Annotated in this window: 23 protein-coding genes; 7 read left to right on the plus strand and 16 right to left on the minus strand. The window is 35.6% G+C overall.

The genetic code is table 11. The features are described from left to right. Positions 1 to 151: 151 nt before the first annotated feature. Positions 152 to 370, minus strand: a complete 219-nt coding sequence (gene sosA, locus C7J88_RS03110) for a DNA damage-induced cell division inhibitor SosA (protein ID WP_095117113.1) — start codon at positions 368 to 370, stop codon at positions 152 to 154. Positions 371 to 512: 142 nt separating this feature from the next. Here sosA and lexA point away from each other — a divergent pair, with 142 nt between their 5' ends. Continuing rightward, the gene (gene lexA / locus C7J88_RS03115; RefSeq protein ID WP_095117115.1) at positions 513 to 1136 is read left to right on the plus strand and encodes a transcriptional repressor LexA; all 624 of its coding nucleotides are present in this window, start codon (positions 513 to 515) and stop codon (positions 1134 to 1136) included. 92 nt (positions 1137 to 1228) lie between these two features. Here the strand turns inward: lexA and guaC are convergent, their stop codons facing one another. Together guaC and rpsN are read right to left on the minus strand one after the other, a co-directional pair. Further along, positions 1229 to 2206: a GMP reductase gene (guaC, locus tag C7J88_RS03120; RefSeq protein ID WP_095117117.1), complete on the minus strand. Its 978-nt coding sequence runs from the start codon at positions 2204 to 2206 to the stop codon at positions 1229 to 1231. Positions 2207 to 2286: 80 nt separating this feature from the next. After that, positions 2287 to 2556, minus strand: a complete 270-nt coding sequence (gene rpsN, locus C7J88_RS03125; RefSeq protein WP_095117119.1) for a 30S ribosomal protein S14 — start codon at positions 2554 to 2556, stop codon at positions 2287 to 2289. 160 nt (positions 2557 to 2716) lie between these two features. Here rpsN and rpmG point away from each other — a divergent pair, with 160 nt between their 5' ends. Further along, positions 2717 to 2866, plus strand: coding sequence for a 50S ribosomal protein L33 (gene rpmG, locus C7J88_RS03130; RefSeq protein WP_044361700.1), 150 nt, complete (start codon positions 2717 to 2719; stop codon positions 2864 to 2866). 81 nt (positions 2867 to 2947) lie between these two features. Here rpmG and C7J88_RS03135 read toward each other — a convergent pair whose 3' ends face one another. After that, on the minus strand, positions 2948 to 4444 hold the full coding sequence (locus C7J88_RS03135; RefSeq protein ID WP_095117121.1) for a catalase: 1497 nt from the start codon (positions 4442 to 4444) through the stop codon (positions 2948 to 2950). 217 nt (positions 4445 to 4661) lie between these two features. Here C7J88_RS03135 and C7J88_RS03140 point away from each other — a divergent pair, with 217 nt between their 5' ends. Both C7J88_RS03140 and C7J88_RS03145 read left to right on the plus strand, forming a co-directional pair. Next, complete coding sequence (locus C7J88_RS03140; RefSeq protein ID WP_095117123.1) at positions 4662 to 6110, plus strand: amino acid permease; 1449 nt, start codon at positions 4662 to 4664, stop codon at positions 6108 to 6110. Between the two features lie 111 nt (positions 6111 to 6221). Further along, on the plus strand, positions 6222 to 6536 hold the full coding sequence (locus C7J88_RS03145; protein WP_095117125.1) for a hypothetical protein: 315 nt from the start codon (positions 6222 to 6224) through the stop codon (positions 6534 to 6536). 52 nt (positions 6537 to 6588) lie between these two features. Here the strand turns inward: C7J88_RS03145 and C7J88_RS03150 are convergent, their stop codons facing one another. The 4 genes from C7J88_RS03150 to C7J88_RS03165 form a co-directional block, all read right to left on the minus strand. After that, positions 6589 to 7407 (minus strand): Cof-type HAD-IIB family hydrolase, encoded by an 819-nt coding sequence (locus tag C7J88_RS03150; RefSeq protein WP_095117127.1) that lies wholly within the window; start codon positions 7405 to 7407, stop codon positions 6589 to 6591. A gap of 172 nt (positions 7408 to 7579) precedes the next feature. Further along, positions 7580 to 8497, minus strand: a complete 918-nt coding sequence (gene thrB, locus C7J88_RS03155) for a homoserine kinase (RefSeq protein WP_095118137.1) — start codon at positions 8495 to 8497, stop codon at positions 7580 to 7582. After that, a complete protein-coding gene (gene thrC / locus C7J88_RS03160; protein ID WP_095117129.1) occupies positions 8497 to 9561 on the minus strand; it encodes a threonine synthase in 1065 nt (354 codons plus the stop codon). The genes thrB and thrC overlap by 1 nt, the downstream gene beginning before the upstream one ends. A 6-nt stretch (positions 9562 to 9567) precedes the next feature. Then, positions 9568 to 10851, minus strand: a complete 1284-nt coding sequence (locus C7J88_RS03165; protein WP_095117131.1) for a homoserine dehydrogenase — start codon at positions 10849 to 10851, stop codon at positions 9568 to 9570. A 188-nt stretch (positions 10852 to 11039) separates the two neighbouring features. Between C7J88_RS03165 and C7J88_RS03170 the strand changes: the two genes are divergently transcribed. Beyond that, positions 11040 to 12389: an aspartate kinase gene (locus C7J88_RS03170; protein WP_095117133.1), complete on the plus strand. Its 1350-nt coding sequence runs from the start codon at positions 11040 to 11042 to the stop codon at positions 12387 to 12389. A gap of 494 nt (positions 12390 to 12883) precedes the next feature. Next, on the plus strand, positions 12884 to 13252 hold the full coding sequence (locus C7J88_RS03175) for a transcriptional regulator, SarA/Rot family (RefSeq protein ID WP_095117135.1): 369 nt from the start codon (positions 12884 to 12886) through the stop codon (positions 13250 to 13252). Positions 13253 to 13320: 68 nt separating this feature from the next. On the opposite strand, the gene nucI is transcribed toward C7J88_RS03175, so the two are convergent. Further along, a complete protein-coding gene (nucI, locus tag C7J88_RS03180; RefSeq protein WP_188595419.1) occupies positions 13321 to 13833 on the minus strand; it encodes a thermonuclease NucI in 513 nt (170 codons plus the stop codon). Positions 13834 to 13968: 135 nt separating this feature from the next. On the opposite strand from nucI, the gene C7J88_RS03185 reads away from it, so the two are divergent. Then, complete coding sequence (locus C7J88_RS03185) at positions 13969 to 14169, plus strand: hypothetical protein (RefSeq protein ID WP_095117139.1); 201 nt, start codon at positions 13969 to 13971, stop codon at positions 14167 to 14169. Between the two features lie 117 nt (positions 14170 to 14286). Here C7J88_RS03185 and C7J88_RS03190 read toward each other — a convergent pair whose 3' ends face one another. From C7J88_RS03190 to C7J88_RS03220, 7 genes are all read right to left on the minus strand, one after another. Further along, the gene (locus C7J88_RS03190) at positions 14287 to 14529 is read right to left on the minus strand and encodes a hypothetical protein (RefSeq protein ID WP_095117141.1); all 243 of its coding nucleotides are present in this window, start codon (positions 14527 to 14529) and stop codon (positions 14287 to 14289) included. Between the two features lie 221 nt (positions 14530 to 14750). Further along, the gene (locus C7J88_RS03195; RefSeq protein ID WP_095117143.1) at positions 14751 to 15947 is read right to left on the minus strand and encodes an acetate kinase; all 1197 of its coding nucleotides are present in this window, start codon (positions 15945 to 15947) and stop codon (positions 14751 to 14753) included. Positions 15948 to 16031: 84 nt separating this feature from the next. Next, on the minus strand, positions 16032 to 16970 hold the full coding sequence (locus C7J88_RS03200) for a class I SAM-dependent methyltransferase (protein ID WP_095117145.1): 939 nt from the start codon (positions 16968 to 16970) through the stop codon (positions 16032 to 16034). A 99-nt stretch (positions 16971 to 17069) separates the two neighbouring features. After that, positions 17070 to 17564 (minus strand): thiol peroxidase, encoded by a 495-nt coding sequence (gene tpx / locus C7J88_RS03205; RefSeq protein ID WP_095117147.1) that lies wholly within the window; start codon positions 17562 to 17564, stop codon positions 17070 to 17072. Positions 17565 to 17576: 12 nt separating this feature from the next. Next, entirely contained in the window at positions 17577 to 18188 is a 612-nt protein-coding gene (locus C7J88_RS03210; RefSeq protein WP_095117149.1) for an RDD family protein, read from the minus strand. Positions 18189 to 18197: 9 nt separating this feature from the next. Continuing rightward, positions 18198 to 19184 carry a signal peptide peptidase SppA gene (sppA, locus tag C7J88_RS03215; RefSeq protein ID WP_095117151.1) on the minus strand — a complete coding sequence of 329 codons (987 nt, stop codon included), beginning with the start codon at positions 19182 to 19184 and terminating at the stop codon, positions 18198 to 18200. Positions 19185 to 19334: 150 nt separating this feature from the next. Then, positions 19335 to 20111 carry a TSUP family transporter gene (locus tag C7J88_RS03220; RefSeq protein WP_095117153.1) on the minus strand — a complete coding sequence of 259 codons (777 nt, stop codon included), beginning with the start codon at positions 20109 to 20111 and terminating at the stop codon, positions 19335 to 19337. Positions 20112 to 20119: the final 8 nt, after the last annotated feature.

Raw genomic sequence — 20119 nt, forward strand, 5'->3', positions numbered from 1 at the left:
GTTAATTTCTTTATAAAAATATATCAGAAGTACTGCGGAAAACCAAACGATTCATTCTAATGAAGTTAAAGTGAAAACATTGACATCATTGTACTTCTCTTGAAAATACCTAATTTATTGTCATCAACTTTCTTTATCTTTAATCAAAGTATTATTTGCTTAACGTAATAGCAAACACACTCTCTTCATTACTATGATCAGGTGTTGCTTCATATTGTTCTGTATTTTTAAGTGAGTGGTCTGTCATTTCGTACGTCTGTTCTACTTGTTCATTTTGACTTGCCATAATAAAGAAAGCAATAGACAAGATGATAGAGACTAAGAATACAATTAAAAATAGTGTTAACTCGTAATATTTTTGTTGAATCATTATCATACACTCCTAGAACATTTGTTTGTATTAGTAATCTAACAGAACAAGCGTTCCGTGTCAACAAAAAGACGAACAAATGTTTGCTCTTGTTCGTGTGATATGCTATAATAACTTTAAATTCAATAGAGGAGTGCTATTTATGAGGGAATTAACGAAGAGACAGAGTGAAATATTTGAATTCATCAAACAAGTTGTACAATCAAAGGGATATCCACCAAGTGTTCGTGAGATTGGAGAAGCAGTTGGTTTAGCTTCAAGCTCAACTGTTCACGGTCACCTTTCACGTTTAGAAGAAAAAGGATATATTCGTCGTGACCCTACGAAACCACGTGCTATTGAGATTGTGAGCGAACTAATGGGTGAACCAGTCAATATGGAAGCAACTATTTTTGTTCCAGTGATTGGAAAGGTCACTGCTGGTGTGCCAATTACAGCTGTTGAAAATGTAGAGGAGTATTATCCATTACCGGAACATTTCACTTCAACACATAACGGCCAGATTTTTATATTAAATGTTGTCGGTGACAGTATGATAGAAGCAGGTATTTTAGATGGAGACAAAGTGATTGTCAGAAGTCAATCTATTGCTGAAAATGGAGATATTATCGTTGCTATGACAGAAGAAGATGAAGCGACAGTAAAGCGATTCTTTAAAGAGAAAAATCGTTATCGTTTACAACCAGAAAATAGCATGCTCAGCCCTATTTATCTGGACCATGTGACTGTTTTAGGCAAAGTTGTCGGTCTTTTTAGAGAAATGTAATCCATTTTCCACCTTTTTCTCTCAATGGCACTCCTCAGTCAATGTCAAAAAAAAGCCCGGACACGTGTATGATGCGTGTCCGGGCCTTTTTATTAATCTCTATCACCGTTAAAAATTGAGTTTTTAACAATGACATAGTCCACTTTTCTCAATGCACCGACATCTTTACCACCTGCATAAGAAATAGAACTTTGTAAGTCTTCTTGCATTTCTTTCAATGTATCTTGAAGTGAACCTTTATGTGCAACAAACATTTTTTTACCTTCAACGTTTTTGCGTTCACCTTTTTGATATTCAGATGCGCTACCAAAGTATTCTTTATACTTTTTGCCATCCATTTCAACTGTTTCACCTGGTGACTCTTCATGTGCTGCAAATAATGAACCAATCATTACCATTGATGCGCCAAAGCGAACTGATTTTGCGATATCACCGTGTGTACGGATACCACCGTCAGCAATAATTGGTTTACGTGCTGCTTTGCTACAATGATTAATTGCAGCTAATTGCCAGCCACCTGTACCAAAACCTGTTTTAATTTTCGTAATACATACACGACCTGGTCCAATACCAACTTTCGTTGCATCAGCACCTGCATTTTCTAGTTCACGAACACCTTCTGGCGTCCCTACATTACCAGCGATAACGAATGTTTCTGGTAAGTGTTGTTTAATGTGTTGAATCATATTGATCACTTGATCTGAATGACCATGCGCAATATCAATTGTGATATACTCTGGTTTCAATCCTTCAGCTTTAATGTTTTCAACAAATTCAAATTCAGGGTCTTTTACACCGACTGAGATTGAAGCGAATAAACCTTTCTCATGCATGCGTTTGATAAATGGAATACGTGCTGCTTCATCAAAACGGTGCATAATGTAGAAATAGTCATTTTCTGCAAACCATTCTGCCAACTGCTCATTCATAACCGTTTGCATGTTTGCAGGAACAACTGGTAACTTAAATCTTTTCGGTCCAAATTGGATGGATGTGTCAATTTCTGAACGACTTTTAACGATACTTTTGTTTGGAATTAGTTGTATATCTTCATAATCAAAAATTTTCATGTTTTAAAAACCCCTCATTTATTTTATCCATATGATAATATACTATCATTAAAGGATAAAGTAAACAAAGGGAATCGATTTTACCAACTAGATTTTTTAACGCCTGGAATTTGACCTTTGTGGGCATACTCACGGAATGATATTCTAGACATTTCAAACTTACGCATGACACCACGTGGACGACCTGTTACTTTACATCTTCTTGTCAATCTTGTCGGTGATGAATCACGTGGAAGTTTACGCAATGCTTCATAATCACCTTTTGCTTTTAATTCGCGTCTTAATTCAGCGTATTGTGCAACTAATGCTTCACGCTTTGCTTCTTTTGCTATTTTAGACTTTTTAGCCATTTTTTATACCACCTTTTTATAAATCGTAGTCATTACGTTTTAAATACTAGCATATTTTCTTTTATAAACGCAAGATAAAATATTGGCAAATGTTAAAAAGCATGATAAAATATTAAATCGTAATGGTTTCAATTTATTTTGTACTAAAGGAGGGAAAACCATGCGTATTAATGTAACTTTAGCTTGTACTGAATGTGGTGACCGTAACTATATCACAACTAAAAATAAACGTACAAACCCAGAGCGTATCGAAATGATGAAATATTGCCCAAGATTAAACAAACACACTTTACACAGAGAAACAAAATAATAACGGCATAACACGACTAATCAAAAAATACGACAATGTTAAAAGGTGAGCATTCAAGATGCTCACCTTTTTATATGAAGATTATTTTAAATCTCCTAAAATTTTATCTAACTGTTCTGACATACCAAGTGCCTTAGCAACACCTTTACCATATGCTGGATCTGCTTGGTAACAATGACGAATATGACGGTGTTTTACTTCATCTGTCGTACCATTCATCTCATTGGCAGTATTTTCAAAAATACGTTGCTGTTGTTCTGGTGATTGGAGGCGGAATAACTTGCCCGGTTGTTCAAAGTAGTTATCATCATCTTCTCTAAAATCATGTTCATATGCAGTGCCTTCGATGTCAAGTGGTGCACGTTTATATTCCGGTTGATCTTTAAAAGCACCTGTACTATTTGGATAATAGTGTGTTGAACCACCACCATTACCATCTAAGAAGCGCATTTGACCATCTCTGCTGAATGGACAAATATTCTCTACACCAACGCCTTTAGGTTGGTTCACTGGAATTTGCCAATGGTTAACGCCTAAACGATATCTTTGTGCGTCACCATATGAGAAAAGTCGTCCTTGCAACATTTTATCTGGTGAAAAATCGATACCTGGAATGATATTTGTTGGTGCAAAAGCGGCTTGTTCTACATCCATAAAGTAGTTATCTGGATTTCTATTTAATTCAAACTCTCCTACCTCAATCAATGGATATTCATCTTTAAACCATACTTTTGTTAAGTCGAATGGGTTATCTTTATGCTGACGTGCTTGTTCTTCTGTCATCACTTGAATATACATTTTCCATTTAGGGAATTGACCATTTTCAATCGCTTCAAACAAGTCGCGTTGTGACGATTCACGATCATTTGCGATGACTTGCGCTGCTTCATCAGGCGACAAGTTTTCAATGCCTTGTTGTGTTCTGAAGTGGAACTTCACCCATACACGTTCATTTTTATCATTAATCATCGCATATGTGTGTGACCCAAAGCCGTGCATATGACGATAACCTTTAGGAATACCACGATCTGACATTAAGATTGTCACTTGATGTAATGCTTCTGGTAAAGATGTCCAGAAGTCCCAGTTATTTTGAGCACTGCGCATATTCGTTCTTGGATCTCTCTTAACCGCATGATTTAAGCTCGCAAATAATTTTGGATCTCTAAAGAAAAAGACAGGCGTATTGTTACCTACTAAATCCCAGTTTCCTTCTTCAGTATAAAACTTTAATGCAAAGCCACGAATATCACGCTCGGCATCTGCTGCTCCACGTTCACCTGCCACAGTTGAAAAACGTGCGAACATTTCTGTTTGTTTACCAACTTCCGAAAAGATTTTAGCTGATGTGTACTGTGTAATATCATTTGTTACAGTAAATGTTCCAAATGCACCTGAACCTTTTGCATGCATACGTCGTTCAGGAATGACTTCACGATCGAAGTGTGCCATTTGTTCTAAAAAGTACCAATCTTGCATGAGCAATGGACCTCGTTGTCCTGCCGTCATTGAATTCTCTCTGTCGCCAACTGGATGCCCAAATAAACCTGTTAGTTTCGAATCATTATGGTTACTCATAGAAAAACCTTCTTCCTTATTTATAATAATTCTAAATTAAATGCTACCTTTATTATACCCCTTTTTTTATAATTTAAAAGTAAATAGAAAAATGATTATCAACGAATTTTCGAAAAATTTCGCTTTTTTCCTTTAAAGTTGTAAATTCCTGTTGAATATCCTAAGAATAGCAAGTACAATAGATAGAAATCTTTAATTATATGAGGAGCAGATGCTTATGGAAGAAAAGAATTTAAACAGAGGACTGCAGTCCAGACATATTACCATGATTGCAATTGGTGGCGCGATTGGAACGGGTCTATTTGTTGCAACTGGTAGTGTCATTGCCCAAGCTGGTCCCGGGGGTGCCATCCTAGCATATTTGATTATCGGAATTATGCTGTACTTTTTAATGTCATCAATCGGCGAAATGGCAACATTTTACCCTGTTTCTGGATCGTTTAGTAGTTACTCTACCCGATTTGTTGACCCATCATTAGGTTTTACTATGGGATGGTTATATTGGACAATTTGGTCACTCGTAACAAGTATTGACGTAATTGTTGCATCTAATGTTTTAGGATATTGGGATGCCTTCCATTTCTTCTCTCCACTTGTTTGGAGTATTATTTTCTTATCCATTATCTTTTTACTGAATGTTTTCTCTGTTAAAGCATTTGGTGAAGCAGAGTTTTGGTTATCACTCGTTAAAGTTGTGACGATTATCATTTTTATCATTTTGGGAATACTTATGATCTTCGGCATTTTAGGCGGGAATTACTATGGGTTTGAAAACTATACTGTTGGTGAAGCACCATTTGTTGGCGGTATTTCTGGATTTTTAAGCGTACTGCTTATCGCTGGATTCTCTGTTGGTGGTAGTGAGGTCGTTGCCGTAGCAGCTGGTGAATCTGATAATCCTAGAAAGTCAATGCCACGCGCAATCAAGCAAGTATTTTGGCGTATATTATTATTCTATGTGCTTTCAATTGCCGTAATCTCTGGCATACTTGCATACACAGATCCAACTCTATTAAACGAACATAGCTCAATCACACAGAGTCCATTTACAATTGTATTTGACAAAGTAGGCATTTCATTTGCAGCTTCTGTCATCAATGCTGTCATTCTTACGACACTGTTATCAGCAGCAAACTCTGGGATTTTCACAACAAGTCGCATGCTGTATTCATTAAGTGAGAACAAACAAGCACCTAAGTTTTTGAGCAAAATTAACCGTCAAACAAAGTTACCTATGAATGCGTTACTTACGACATTTACATTTATCACAGCAGTTACAATATATGCAAATTATAATACCGATAGTGTCGTTGGACTGTTGAATATTATCGGTGCATTGATAACTGTTGTATGGGCATCAAGCGTTTTAGCACAATTCCGTTTAAGACGTGCCATCAAAGTTCAACAAAAAGATATCGACCAATTATTACCATATAAAGCACCGTTTTTCCCATTTGGTCCAATACTCGTCTTTGTTACAATTCTGTTCCTTATTTTAGGAAGTTCTGCAGAAGCGATTATTCACTTTGATGTACCAAAATTGGCTCAGAATTTATTACCAATTTTAATTTTATTTATTATCTATATCACACATAAAATGATTCATAAAACAAAAGTCATTCCGTTAAATGAAATCGACTTGAGTGAACACGAATCCTATAAATAACTTACACGAGCGTAGTTGCATTATTATATAGATGCAACTACTCTTTTTCTATTTTAACCCTTTTATAAATAATGTATAATTAAAGTAACAACAAATAAAGGTGGTTTTATTATGGTTGGACAAACAAACCTTTTCGATGATGTGCTCAAAACCGAAGAACGCTTCGTTATTGTTGTACAATCACTGGAAGAAAAGCAAGGTCAATTATTGAAACGTACCTTGCGAGAGTACAGCAGTTTGACACATGAACAAATGGAAAACCTTTATCAGCATTTAAAAGATTTGTATTTGGACGTTCCTTTTGAGGAAAACCAATCTGCTTTTGCCATTACAATCTATACGAACCAAGACTATGCAGCAGACTATATATATGCACATATTAAGCGCCATCGTGGTCAAAAAGAGTGGACACATACAGCAAAATAGCACAAAAAACAGTGAAGCAGATTTTTCCACTTCACTGTTTTTTATTTATTGATTAGTCTGTAATTGAAATACCGATTAATTGTTCTAAAATGTATGGAATCCCATCTTCATCATGACTCTTTGTGACAACATTTGCTTTTTCTTTCACGAGATCTAATGCATTCCCCATAGCAACACCTGTTCCAACTGTTTCAATCATATCCAAGTCATTAGCACTGTCACCAAATGCGATCATATTGTCCACAGAAAGATCTAATTGCTCAGCCAATCTTTTGATCGCTGCCCCTTTAGATACGCCCTTACTCATAAATTCAAGGAAAAATGGCTTACTGATCGTCACGGTTAATTCATCTGTAAATTGAGATGTTTGTGTCGCCAACATCTGAGCAATCTTCTCTTCATTATCAACCGCCATCGCTTTAGGTACATCCGTTTGTACATGTGCTTTAATATCATCCACCTGAATCATCGACATGCCTGTCAATTGGGATTCAACGCCCATGTATTCATGTTCTCCTTCAACTACTATCTGACCGTTATAATATGTTAAAACGAGCATATTATTCTCTCTACAAAAGTCAACAATACGATCAAAGTTTGCTTTTGAAACAGTTTGTTTTGCAATGACAGTTTGATTGGCAAAGTCCATCGTTTGCCCACCATTGTAACTCATTATATAACTGCCATACTCATCTAACTTTAATTCTTTAGCAACATTTAACATTCCTTCAGTAGGGCGTCCTGAAGCAAGTGTTAATTTATATCCTTGCTGTTGTACTTTCAATAAATATTCTTTCGTTAATGGGGAAACGTCATTATTTGATGTCAATAACGTATCATCCATATCAAAAATAATTAAATCTGTCTTCATATTTATCCTACTCCTTTTCATTTATATCTTACAATAGGATGCCTAATTATGATACTTATATGGGAATAAAGTTACAAACATATAAGAAATCAGCCATTTGATTAATATACATAGAAAAGCAGGACAACTTAATCGCCATCCCGCTCTGATCAATGATTCTATTCGATTACAATTAATTTTTATACATTGCCTGACTAATAACACCTTCCGTATTCGCCGTCACAAGTTCTGAATGGCAATTTTTAAAAGATTGTCGTAATGCACGAACAAGTGGTCCACTCTTTTCCTTTTTCACCATTGTCATAATCGTTGAACCTGCTCCGGACATAACCGTAGCATATGCTTCAAATTCATGTGACATTTCTTTAACTGCTTTAAATTCTTGAATGAGATGCTGGCGGTAAGGTTCATGCAGTCCATCTTGTTCCATCATCTTCCCTGCCAAGTCATAATTATGCTGAATCAATGCGCTAATCATCGTATTGCTGATTGCACTGAACTTCACAGCGTCTTTATGACTGACTTGTTCAGGTAATACTGCACGAGATTTTTCTGTTTCTAATTCATATTCTGGAATCGTCAAAATAAAGTCAACATCTGGAATATCAATGTGTGCGACGTCAGTTACATGCGTTTCAGCGTTGTGATAACCAACTACTAAGCCACCATATATTGTCGGTGCTACATTGTCCGGATGTCCTTCGATTTCAGTCGCCAATTGTAACAACTCATACTTTGACAGTTCAATATCACCAAAATAGTTTGCAATATATAATGCTGCAACGAGTGCCGATGCTGATGACCCTAAGCCTCTCGCAAGCGGAATGTCACTGTACAGTCGAATCTCCAATGTAGGTAGCTTTACATGAAACTTTTCTGCTACTTGCTGTGCAGTCTTATAAATATAGTTTGTTTCATCTTCCGGTAGTCCATATAAATTCGGACCTTCATGATGAAACTTCCATTGCTGTGCACGTATCGGTTGTGCATCCACATATAAAAATTTATTAAGTGCCATACCAATGGAATCGAAGCCACATCCGAGATTTGCTGTTGATGCAGGTACTTTTAAGCTCAACTTGTTTTTCATCATTTTAATGCATCCTTGATATATTGTATGATTTCTGCTTTGTTGTTCGGTAACGCTTGAATTGGGTTTTCAAGTAAGCCAATAGCCGTGTCTGGATCTTTCAAACCATTACCAGTGAGTACAGCCACTACTTTTTGCCCTTTTTCAAGTTTTCCTTGACGATGTAGTTTAATAAGTCCAGCAATAGATGCATTGCTTGCAGGTTCGCTGAAAATACCTTCTTTTGATGTCATCAACTGATACGCTTCCAAAATCTCTTCATCAGTTACAGCATCAATTAAGCCATCAGATGTTTGAATCGCTTCAACTGCTTTATCCCAACTTGCCGGGTTACCAATTCGAATCGCTGTCGCAATTGTTTCAGGGTGCTTTACAACTTTATTTTGCACAATTGGAGAAGCTCCTTCAGCTTGGAATCCAAACATCTTCGGTAAACCAGTTTGTTTCGCTTCATGATATTCTTTGAAGCCCTTCCAATAAGCTGTGATGTTACCTGCATTACCAACTGGAATTGCTAATACGTCAGGTGCAACACCGTCAAACTGTTCAACAATTTCAAATGCTGCCGTCTTTTGCCCTTCAATACGATATGGATTAACTGAATTCACCAACTCAATTTCTCCATCTTGCGCAATTTCTTTCACGATTTCAAGCGCTTCATCAAAGTTCCCTTCAATAGAAACAATTTGCGCACCATACATTACTGCCTGTGATAGTTTTCCTAACGCAATCTTACCTTCTGGAATAACAACAATTGCCTTCATACCTGCTCTTGCCGCATAAGCCGCTGCTGACGCCGAAGTATTACCCGTAGAAGCACAGATAACCATTTTACGCCCTTGTTCTTTCGCTTTCGTAACTGCCATCACCATACCACGATCTTTAAATGAACCAGTTGGGTTTGCACCTTCATATTTGACATATAGTTCAATACCTAGTAATTCGGACATCTTATCACAATAAATAAGTGGTGTATGCCCTTCATTCAACGTTACGTTAGGCGTATTCTCATTGACAGGTAAATACGCTTCATATTCTTTTACAAGACCTTGCCATAACTTCATATTTCATCAAACTCCTTCAACCGAATAAGATTTTTCAACTTTGTATCCTTCTAATGCATCAATCGCTGACGTTGGTAACTCATCCACACCGATGACAACAACTGCATATTGATGTTCATTGAGCCGTTGTAATTGCAATGTTTTGTGGAATGGTAAATGTCCTTTAATGTCTGCTTCAATTTGCTTTTCTGATACTTCTGGACAGTTGACAACGAAATAGTAGCTTTCTTTTTCTTTAATCGTTTGCGGTTCATTCGAATCCATCATTTGCTTCGTCTTTTCAGTCGTTAATTCAAAATGTGGTGGTAAGGTATGCAAGTTTGATTCAAACTGCAATGATACGTTAAGTAAATCACTGACTACGGCAGAACCAGTTGCCAAACTTCCTGCACCTTTTCCATAGAACATCGTTTCACCTACTGCATCACCAATGACGTATATCGCATTGTATTCATTTTCAACGGCAGCTAACTGATGGCTATTGGCAATTAAAGTAGGTTTTACAGAGGCTTGTACAACACCGTGCTCATACGTTCCTTTACCGATTAATTTGATCTTATAACCAAATGCTGTTGCTGCTTGAATATCATTCGTCGTCACCTGACTAATACCTTCAGTTTTGACATCTGCTAACTTGATAACTTGGTTGAACGATAAATATGATGTAATAACTACTTTGCGCGCCGCATCGATGCCTTCAACATCATCTGTTGGGTCTGCTTCTGCAAATCCCAATGCTTGCGCTTCTTGTAATGCATCTTCATAGGCAGCACCCTCTTCAGTCATCTTCGTCAAAATAAAATTCGAAGTTCCGTTAAAAATCCCCATAAATTTACTGATGTTATTGGCATTTAAGCCATTATTAATCGCATTGACAATTGGAATACCACCTGCAACACTGGCTTCATATTTCAATGCAACACCATTCTCCTGTGCTAAATCCTCTAACACACGCAAGTGGACAGCCAATAAATCCTTATTTGCTGTAATTACATGCTTTTTCTGTGACAATGCTGCTTTCAACCAATCTACGGTCGGCTCAATACCACCCATCACTTCAATCACAATATCAACATCATCATCATTTAAAATGTCATTTACATCTTCAGTCAAGTGATATTGTGAAATATTAAGCGGACGTTTTTTTGATTTATCACGAACAAGAATATGTTTGATCTGAATGTCTTTCTGAATGGTTTCTTTAATCTGTTGGTGATTCTCTTCTATAATTTTTACCACACCAGACCCCACAGTACCAAGTCCTAATAATGCAACATTGAGCTGTTTCATGTAATATCCCTCCGATAGTTTCGACTAAATTCTTTACTACATATTGAAATATCAATAAATATAGTTTAGTATATGTTCATTCCTAAAGTTTGTAAAGTTCTAAAAATTTAAAAAGATATCTCTATAATACCATTTCTCAGTATAAAACTGAATAGGTAATCCCATTAATAGAAAGGTTGTAATAAGTTATGAAAGTATCTAAATTTGGTGGAAGTTCAGTCGCTTCAGCTGAACAAATTAAAAAAGTATTAAATATTGTCAATAGTGATGATGACAGACGTATTATTATCGTGTCTGCACCGGGTAAACGTCACGATAAAGACATTAAAGCAACCGATCTATTAATTAGGCTCTATGAAAAAGTGATCAATGGGTTAGACTATCAATCAAAGAAACAAGAAATTCTAGATCGGTTTGATGATATTATTCGAGAACTCAATCTTCAAACAGACTTATTACAAAAAATAGATGAGACACTCGAACAACATATCAGCGAACTAGCCGACCAGCCAGCACGTTTACTTGATGCCTTAAAATCATCTGGTGAAAACTTCAATGCTCAAATCATTGCGGCCTATAACGATTCTCAAGGTGTTCCGACTATATATATGTCTCCTAAAGACGCAGGAATCATCGTAACCGACGAACCAGAAAATGCTCAAATATTAGAATCGAGTTATGATAAAATCGAACAAATTCGTCATACGAAAGAGAAAATTATTATTCCCGGATTCTTCGGTTATTCTGAAACAAACCATATCGTGACATTTCCACGTGGTGGCTCAGATATTACTGGTGCTATCGTTGCGCGTGGTGTCCATGCGGACCTCTACGAAAACTTTACTGACGTCTCTGGGATTTTCCGAGCTAATCCTACAATTATTAAGTCACCTGAAATCATTAACGAAATTACTTACCGTGAAATGCGAGAACTTTCTTATGCAGGCTTTGGTGTCTTCCACGATGAAGCATTGCAACCTTTATATCGTTATCGCATCCCGGTTGTTATCAAAAATACAAATAGACCGGATGATCCGGGTACTTTTATTGTTCATGATAGAGAAATCAATCGCCATAGAGTTGTGACTGGCATCAGTTGTGACAAGGGATTTACAAGTATAAATATTAAGAAATATTTGATGAACAGACAGGTTGGTTTCTCATTAAAAATTTTAAATATTCTTGCAGAAAACAACATCTCATATGATCACATGCCGTCTGGTATCGATAATATCAGTATTATCATGCGTACATCTCAGCTTGCTGGTAAAGAAGAAAAAGTATTAAATGAAATTCGTACGCAATGTGAAATCGATGAGTTGAATGTTGAACACGACTTAGCTATTTTAATGGTAGTTGGAGAAGGTATGAGCGCCGTTGTGGGAACAGCTAATAAAATTACTACGGCATTAGCAGCAGCCAATATTAACTTAAAAATGATTAACCAAGGTTCATCAGAAATTTCAATGATGTTTGGTATTTCAAACAAAGATGCTGAAGCGGCAGTTAAAGCATGTTACTTAAATTGTTATATATAACAGATTGAGTCATCATAAATTTACTCTTTGGAAATCTTATAGATGGTATATCAAAGTGGAATCAATTCTTTTGTTCTACCTTAAAAATATGGGACTACGAAAGTTTTTTCGTAGTCCCATATTTTATTTGTTCAGATTTAGTATGTATATATCGTATGACTAGATGAAATAATCAGTTTTTCAAAGTATCCATTTCAAAATCTCTTAAATTCCAACAAAAATATTATACTCATATACCTTCATCATTTATGTTAAGAAAAATGATTTTTGCTACTAATTTTTATTTTTATATTTAAACTTTCTCTATTATTATTAAATAATTGAAATTGATTTGTTTTTGGGTAAAATTCCATATGTAAAGTGTAAAGTATCTCTTATGCTATTAATCATTTATCACTTACATTTGTCAATATTTAAAATTTTTCTTTTAAAAGTATAAAAATTTTAATATAATAAGTTGTGCAGTTCACAGGGTTACGATAAGGAGTGGAAGAATGAAAAACGGTTACAAAATGGATTCAGAACAAATTTTTTTCTATGAATCCTATCGAAAAAAAATTATCAGCGAAATAAAAAAGCAATTCGGCCTAAAACTTAATGATATTTTGTTTCTCTATCACCTTAAATCAGCAAACAGCAAACGCATTTCACTTCATAAAGTGAAACAATCCATTGATTTTAGTCTTATGGAAGTACATAAATCATTAACTGCACTATCTGAAATGGAGATTATTGGAAAAGAACGTTCAACAGAAGATGAACGTAAAGTTTTTATCACCTTTACAGATGAGCAGTATCAAAGAATGAATGAGATACTTAAAGACTTCGATCAAATTCAAAAATCTATTTTGACAGAATCTTAATTAATAAAATACGTTATAAAAATAAAAGTCTTAGAACAGCATCAAAAATATGCTATTCTAAGACTTTTTTAACGTTCCCAAATATTAAGTTGTTTCTTTTGCGCTTCTTTTTGTGCCTGCTCAATCACAATACGATACTTATCGTTAGGCGCATAAAATTTTGCTCTTGCAAGTCCTTCTTTTGCGAGCATAGCATTAAACATATCGTCTCCAAGCCAAACATATGCAAGTGTTCGACCGTAACGATCTGTTTTTTCTCGATCGTATTCCAATCTTACTTGTTGATTTGTAAGATGTCGCTTCGTGAAGTCAGATGCTGCTTTTCCATATGGTTGAACAGGTGTATTCGGTTTGACTGTTTCTGGCGTATCAACCCCAATCAGTCGAACACGTTCATCCTCGTGTCCTGGTTTACTAACAATAATCGTATCGCCATCTATGACACGTTTTACAGTATACGTCTCTTCTTCTGAACTCGAGTTTATCTCTGAAAAAGGTCCTGACTGATTGATATATTGAAAGCCCAGTACACCAATTGCGATAATTGCTACAATAATGATTGATAATTTTTTGTCCATGATGTCACCTTCATTTTTTATTCTAAATAAGCATATCACTTCTGTTTCAGGGGTCAAGCGTTATTTTTATTATAAGCATACTGAATGATTTACCTTTTTTAAAGAGATGTTATAATAAATATAATAGGAGTGAAATGTATGAAAACACTTAAAGAAAATTATCTGTCATTAACCATTATTATTTTTGCAGTCATCATGAGTTTTGTGTTACAAAATTACTTTCAATTACCACTTATTGCCGGTGCGTTTATCGGTGTGTTACTCGGAATTGTATGTGGTTTTATTCTTCAAAAAATCAAAAGTAAAAGTAACAAAAATGACAAGTCCGAACCACATTAAGACGATGGTTTGGACTTTTATAATACAACGAAAAGCAGGACATTTCTCAATAATGAGACTGTCCTGCTTTTTATATTCATCGAAATGTAAATGATTTTTGATGTTCTACCTTAAAAACTAAGATTTCTTAGCATTCCAGATTCGAACACCCATCGCAATTGTTGGGAATATCATAAGTACTAATACGATATAGTACAGTGTTACAATGATATTTTCTTTTGAAACTGGTACAACTAAGCCTAAAAGATTGATTAATACTAAAATACCAAGATTAATCATTAAACAAATAAGTAAATCTGTCACCGTAGAGATACCTTTATAATTAAAAGCATTCAACCAATATTCTTTATATGTGCGCATACTATCTCCTCCTTTGAAGACCTTTGATGATGTAGAGTTAGCATGTCATTCTTTATGACAAAATGCCTTTATGTCAATAAGTGATAACACGCTCTTAACATCATGTGAATTTTTAAAAAAAGCATTTCTCCGTTCCATTAAAAAACAGAGAAATGCTTTTTATTTATAATATTATACAGGCTATATAATTATTTTTCAAATCGAACCTATATCGTTAAAACTTATAATTCACCAAATGTGATTACATCTCGCGCGATCATTACTTCTTCGTCAGTTGGAATTACTAAAACTTTTACTGGAGAATGAGGATAGTTCAATTCAGCCTCTTTACCGCGTAATCCTTCGTTTTTACGTGGGTCCCAATAAACACCCATGAATTCTAGACCTTCTAATACACGTGCACGTACAACGTCTGAGTTTTCACCCACACCAGCAGTGAAGATGATTACGTCTACACCGTGCATACGTGATGCATAAGTACCCATGTATTTATGAATACGTGAAGCAAAGATTTCTAAAGCAAGTTTTGCACGTTCATCGCCTTCGTTTGCTGCTTGTTCAATGTCACGCAAATCAGATGAAGTACCTGTGATACCTAATAAACCTGACTCTTTGTTGAATACATTGATCACTTCTTCAGCAGTTTTGCCAGTTTTTTCCATAATGAATGGAATCAACGCAGGGTCAAGGTTACCTGAACGTGTACCCATTGTAACACCTGCTAATGGTGTGAATCCCATTGATGTATCAATTGACTCACCGCCATCGATAGCAGTAATAGATGCACCGTTACCAATATGACAAGAAATCATACGTAATTCTTCAATTGGTTTACCTAGCATTTCTGCAGCACGTTGTGAAACATATTTGTGGCTTGTACCGTGGAAACCATATTTACGGATACCATAGTCTTTATAGTAGTCGTAAGGTAAGCTATAAAGATATGCTGATTCCGGCATTGTTTGGTGGAATGATGTATCGAATACTGCAACGTGTGGGATATTAGGTAAAAGTTTTCTGAATGCATTAATACCCATTAAGTTTGCAGGGTTGTGTAAAGGTGCTAAGTCAGCTAAAGCTTCGATTTGGCTTGCTACTTTATCAGTGACAAGTGCTGATTCTGGGAATGTTTCCCCACCATGTACAACACGGTGACCAGTACCGTCGATATCATTGATGTCATTAATAACACCATGTTTTTGGAAGCTGTCTAACATAATGTTTACTGCTTCTTCATGGTCTTTAATGTCTTTTACATCTTTGACTTTTTCTCCATTCACTTCAATTGTAAAAATTGAATCGTTAAGTCCAATACGCTCAATTAAACCTTTAGTAACTAATTTTTCTTCCGGCATTTCAATCAATTGGAACTTTAATGATGAACTACCAGCGTTAATCGCCAAAATTAACTTAGACATAGGAACGTCCTCCAATATATTTAAATTTATCCACATCTATTTAACCATTAATACAGTTGTAATTCAAGAGTATTACAGGTTATTTTAATGATTTTCAGAACGCCACTCTTTTAATTCTGCTAAGAAGTTCTGGAAGAGTTGTGGATTCTTGAAATCAGGGATATTTGCTAATAAAACCTCAACAGGCTTAGTAATCCCCTGCTGTTTGCGTTGTAATACAAGAATTGACTTTTGTGCATTCTTGTTTTTAAACAAGTTAGCAGGAAGGTTTAAAAATGCTTGCATTTCTGTTTCTGTTGCAATAAAATTTTCTAACTGTTTCACATGATCGCCTTCAAAGAGTTGTGTCGGAACAACGAGAAATGCATAACCAGTTGGCTTAAGCGCTTGAACAGCTTGCTCAATAAATAAATAATGTGCGTAACTGTGTCCCTCATCAAAACCTAACTGCATTTGATGGCTTCGTTCATCTAAGGGATAATAGCCAATTGGCAAATCTCCTACTACGATATCCGCTTCTTCAAAAGGTAATGGCATAATTGCATCTTGCGGGTAAACATCAAATGGAATTTCTAAAAAGTTAGCAAGATGTATACTTAAACGTGACAACACTGGATCAACTTCTACGAGATGATGCATCACTGTTACTTCTTTTAAGACATCGTGAATTGTGGCACTCAGATGTCCTGAACCACTTCCCAAATCTGCAATATGCATTTCTTTTGCATCTTCTTCAAATTGCGAAATAAGAAAACCAACGACTAAACCAATAGTATCAGGCGTAATCTGATGGTTCGCTTGTACTTCTTCTTGTTGTAATTGACTTAAATAAGCAAATTGAAATGCTTTTCGTCTATCTTGAAACTGTGCAGATTCAAGCAATGAACGCTCATTCGTATAAAGATGTTCCATTGCTAATCCTAAATTTTCTATAAAACTCTGCCCATTCTCTTCGTTTAAAGCTTTTGTTTTTTCATCAAGTCGCTGGAATAATTGCTCCATGATGGATGGTGATTGTGTCATAAGTTACGCCCTTTCAATAATTCTCATCTATTTCTAGCATAATAAAAAATGAAGGTTGAGACAAGTAGAACCCTCTATCGTCTCAACCTCTTCTTGTAATTAAATATTTCGATATGCCTCTAACGCCGCATCAAAGTTTGGAAAATCTGTACCTTCTGGAACAATTTCTTTATATACAACTTTGTTATTTTCATCTAGAACGAATACTGCACGTGCTAACAACATTAATCCATCCATAAGCACACCATAATTTTTAGCGAATGAATGTGCTTGATAGTCACTCAATGTGATGACATTGTCTAAACCATTGCTAGCGCACCATCTTTTTTGGGCGAATGGTAAGTCCGCTGAAATTGTTAAGACGTAACCATCTTCATCGTTAGCTTGTTCATTAAATTGACGTGTCTGTTGATCACATACGCCTGTATCAATAGAAGGTACCACACTAATCAATTTCTTTTTACCTTCGTAATCAGCTAATGTGATTGGATTTAAACCTTGATCTACCACTTTAAAATCAGGTGCTTGATCGTTTACTTTCACTTCATCTCCAATCAAATCAACTGGTTGTTGTTTAAATGTAATTTGTGCCATTTGACTGCCTCCTTAATGATATATTTCACTCTCATTATAACGAGTTTGTAATGATTTCGCATCCATTTCATTTCTTTGATGTTTAATCTGTCTCAAATATTTCTGCTTAACTACCACTGTATCTGCAAAATAATCATGCACACCGATATGTTTTGGTGTGAAAATCACAGCTAAATATGGCAATCCTAACATCACATTGGAAATAATTCGACCAATCCATTCTCGCATTAATACATCTGACCACGATAATCCTTCAATATGATTGGTATACACTTTAATGCCTAAAATCATTTTCCCTAATGTTTGTTGGAAGAATCGTGTCATCAATACAAAATATAAAAAGTATATAATGGCTTCTAACATATTTGCAACATTGAAATATGAAATCCACAGTTGCCAATCATTCATATTCGTTAATGCAAAAATAGGTTCTAAAACCATTTGTTTTACAGCCCAAAGGATGATGATATCAATGATATAGCTAAAAAACCTTCGTCCAAAACCTGCATACAAAAAGGCGTCTCGTTCATATTGACTCATTTTTACGCTCGTTTGAGTCGAACTCATGTCTTCATAACGTCTTTGTGTCGGATTGGTGTTTACAGTTGCTTTCTCTTTATTCATCTCATCCACCTACCCTTCATATTTATACATAGGTCTCGTTTGTGATTCATTGTTTAAGATTGATTTCACTTGTTCAATATCTGCACGAACACCTTTTAAAAAGCTCTTCGCACCGAATAATGAACCGAATCCCATATCAGCTTGATCAAAGCTAATCACTTGCGCGTCTTCTGCTTTAATCGCTTTTTTCAGATCCTTCATAGATGCTTCTTTGTAGCCAATTTCATCAATGAGTCCATTACTTTTTGCTTGTTGTGCACTGTATAGTCGCCCATCAGCTAATTCACGTACTTTTGATTCTGACATATGGCGACCTTTAACGATAACATCAATAAATTGATCATAGCTATCTTTATTAATTGATTGTAAGATATCACGTTCTTCTTGTGTCATTTCTCTCGAAGGGCTCAAAATATCTTTATGTTCACCTGATTTGATTGTGTTTGTTTTTACACCAAGATTGTTCAGTAATTCTGAGTAATCCATCGCCTGAGAAATCACACCAATTGATCCTGTGAGTGATTGTGGGCCTGCATATATCTTATCTGCAGGTGCTGAGATGTAGTAACCACCTGATGCAGCCATCGTTTCCATTTGTACGTAAACCTTTTTGCCTGAATCTTTTACTTCTTTTAATTTTTGATAAAATTCATCACTCGCATATGTACTACCACCCGGGCTATCGACAATTAAAAATACTCCTTTAATCGTGTCATCTTCTTTGATTGCATCCAACTGTTTTAATGCCATTTGATGATCATAGCTTCCACTAGCAAATAGCCCACCAGTCCCCATATCTATAATTTCACCTTTGACAGACAGTTTTGCAATTTGTTTATTACTATTTCCTTCTTCAACGACTGTACTCGTTGCTTCATTAATCATTGAGAGTTTGGAATCAAACACCGATGAAGCGAGTGTTGTCACTGCACTGGTCAAAATACCACTCAGTACAATCACAGCCGCAATGATAATTGCTACAATACGTTTTGACATATAGATAACCACTCCTTAAATAATTGTTTGTTCCTATCATATCAAACCTTTTTTAATTTGTAACAAGGTCTTTCTATTTCTGAAAAAGATTCTTATACAAAAATGACAAAAAACCTCTCAAACAAGAATTTGAATGAGAGGTCTCAATATTTAAAAATGTGTCGATACATAATCCAGTAAGTTTTTCATTATCAGTATAGCTGTCACAACAACAAATAATACTTTGACGTAACCGACACCATACTTTAATGCAAACCATGCACCAAAATATGAGCCCACAACCATACTCACTGCCATTGAAAGCCCGTAGACATAATCAACATGTCCAAGATAGATAAATAGTAACAATGCACCTAAGTTCGATGCAAAATTAAGTACTTTAGCATTACCTGCCGCACTTAAAAAGTCAAAACCAATCATTAAAAAAGCAAACATAAGAAATGACCCTGTACCACCACCGAGAAAACCATCATAAAATCCAATTATAGCTAACGCGATTACAAAAATGATTAGTTTTCTCAATGACAATTTTTGATATGTACGTATGCTACCCCAATCTTTTTTTAGCAACGTATAAATTAAAACAACGGTTAGTATCACGATAACCAATGGTTTTAATAGTGCTGCAGGCAGATAGACAGCAAGTATCGCACCACAAATTGACGCAATAAACGATATCGGAAATAACTTTGCAACAATTCGAATATCTACCTTACCTGAACGCAAATAACGAATGGCACTCGTAAACGATCCAAACGCACTGGCAAGCTTGTTCGTTCCAAGTGCAGTTGCAGGCGGCAATCCAATTGCAAGCAATGCAGGAATTGAAATCAATCCACCACCGCCGACTACCGCATCAATAAAAGCTGCTAAAAAACCAAAAGCTAAAATAATAACAATTAGTGTCCAATCCCATTCCATTAACATTTAACCAT

Source organism: Staphylococcus muscae, from assembly GCF_003019275.1.
GTDB classification, from domain to species: Bacteria; Bacillota; Bacilli; order Staphylococcales; family Staphylococcaceae; genus Staphylococcus; species Staphylococcus muscae.